Raw genomic sequence first — 1841 nt, 5'->3', positions numbered from 1 at the left:
CGCCTGCGGTCTCCGCGACGCCGCGCCCGGCAACCCAGATCACTGTGCGCGGACGGTCATCGCCGCGCACTGCGTCCAGCGCACCCTCGTCCAGCGCGGCCGCGGCCGCGCGGACCTGTGCACCGGCCGTCGACGCCGCCCGCAACAGCCCGTCGCGATCGGCGGCCAGCAGGCCTTCGGTGTCGTCGAGGTCGATCGTGGCCTGGGTCGCGTTCACGTCACGGCCTGCGCACTGACCTGTTGGCGAATTTCGCCGGCAACCTGCGCGACCACCGCTTCGACGTCTTCGACGCAACGTCCTTCCACGTTCAGCCGCAACAGCGGCTCGGTGTTGGAGCTGCGCAGGTTGAACCAGCTGCCCGCACCGAGGTCCACCGTCACCCCGTCCAGATGATCGATGGATTGAATTCGGCCGCCAAAGGATTTCAGCACCGCTTCGACACAGGAGGCTGCGTCGGAGACGGTGAAGTTGATCTCGCCGGATGACTCGTAGCGCTGGTAGTCGGCGGTCAACTCCGACAGCGGCCGCTGCTGCTCGCCCAGCGCGGCCAGCACGTGTAGCGCGGCCAGCATCCCGGAATCGGCGCCCCAGAAGTCGCGGAAGTAATAGTGCGCCGAGTGTTCACCGCCGAAAATCGCACCGGTGTCGGCCATCAGCGTCTTGATGTAAGAGTGCCCGACCCGTGATCGCACCGGCGTGCCGCCGCGCTCAACCACTAACTCCGGCACCGCGCGCGACGTGATCAGGTTATGAATCACGGTCGCGCCGATTTCCCGGCCGAGCTCGCGGGCAGCGACCAGAGCGGTCACCGTCGACGGCGCCACCGGCCGGCCGCGCTCGTCGACCACAAAACACCGGTCGGCGTCGCCGTCGAAGGCCAGGCCTATATCGGCACCGACCGCGCCGACGTATTTCTGCAGGTCGGCCAGGTTCGCCGGCTCCAGCGGGTTGGCCTCGTGGTTGGGGAACGAACCGTCGAGCTCGAAGTACAACGGCAACAGCGTGATCGACCCGATCGGACCAAGAACCGCCGGCGCGGTGTGGCCGGCCATCCCGTTGCCCGCATCGACGGCCACCCGCAGCTGGCGCAGCAGGCCGGTGTTCACCAACGAGCGCAGGAAGGCTCCGTAGTCGGCCAGCACGTCTTTGTCGCCGACGGAACCGGGCGGCCCGTGGTAAGCCGGAACGCCGGCGACCAGGTCGTCGCGGATCGCGGTCAACCCGGTCTCGGCGCCGACGGGTTTGGCCCCCGCACGGCACATCTTGATGCCGTTGTAGGCGGCCGGGTTATGGCTCGCGGTAAACATCGCACCAGGGCAGTCCAGCAGCCCGGAGGCGAAATAGAGTTGGTCGGTCGACGCCAAGCCGATGCGGACTACGTCGAGACCCTGAGCGGTGACCCCCGCACCGAAGGCGGCGGCCAGCGACGGCGAACTGTCGCGCATGTCGTAGCCGATGACGACTTGCCGCGCATCCTGGTCACGCATCAACCTGGCGAACGCAGCGCCGACGTCGGTGACCAGCGACTCGTCGATCTCCGCACCGACCAGACCCCGCACGTCGTATGCCTTGATCACACGGTTCACAGCCGCGGCGGACCGAGACATCAAAGGCTCCTGACGACGGGGACGTTCCGCCGTCAGCCTAGTCGGGTGACGATGCGGACCGGCACTGGTCCGCTGTGGGGGAACCCCCAGCCGCGAAGCGGCGAGGGGGCGAGCCCGACAATCAGATCTAGCGTTGCAGCGTTGTCAGTCGGTGGGGTCGGGCAACACCCGAAGATGCCCGCGTCGGCGTCCGGTGCCGGCGGGGCGCTGGCCGGCCTGCGCCAGCACACCGC

The 1841-nt window shown here is 68.4% G+C and carries 1 protein-coding gene and 1 pseudogene; both read right to left on the bottom strand.

Annotation, left to right across the window (positions count from 1 at the left end):
* Window positions 1–217: pseudogene (locus tag WAN71_RS19640) on the bottom strand (TobH protein); the annotation flags it as partial.
* The gene (locus WAN71_RS19635; RefSeq protein WP_422226928.1) at window positions 214–1608 is read right to left on the bottom strand and encodes a phosphomannomutase/phosphoglucomutase; all 1395 of its coding nucleotides are present in this window, start codon (window positions 1606–1608) and stop codon (window positions 214–216) included. The pseudogene WAN71_RS19640 and the gene WAN71_RS19635, both read right to left, overlap by 4 nt.
* Between the last annotated feature and the right edge of the window lie 233 nt (window positions 1609–1841).

Source organism: Mycobacterium sp., assembly GCF_049280035.1.
Lineage (GTDB): Bacteria > Actinomycetota > Actinomycetes > Mycobacteriales > Mycobacteriaceae > Mycobacterium.
The sequence above is the reverse complement of the archived record's forward strand: the minus strand, read 5'-3'. Positions and strand labels throughout refer to the sequence as shown.

Bases quoted from the DNA above. Each gene is read 5' to 3' on its own strand.
- WAN71_RS19635 (WP_422226928.1), bottom strand. From the start codon at position 1,608: ATGTCTCGGTCCGCCGCGGCTGTGAACCGTGTGATCAAGGCATACGAC.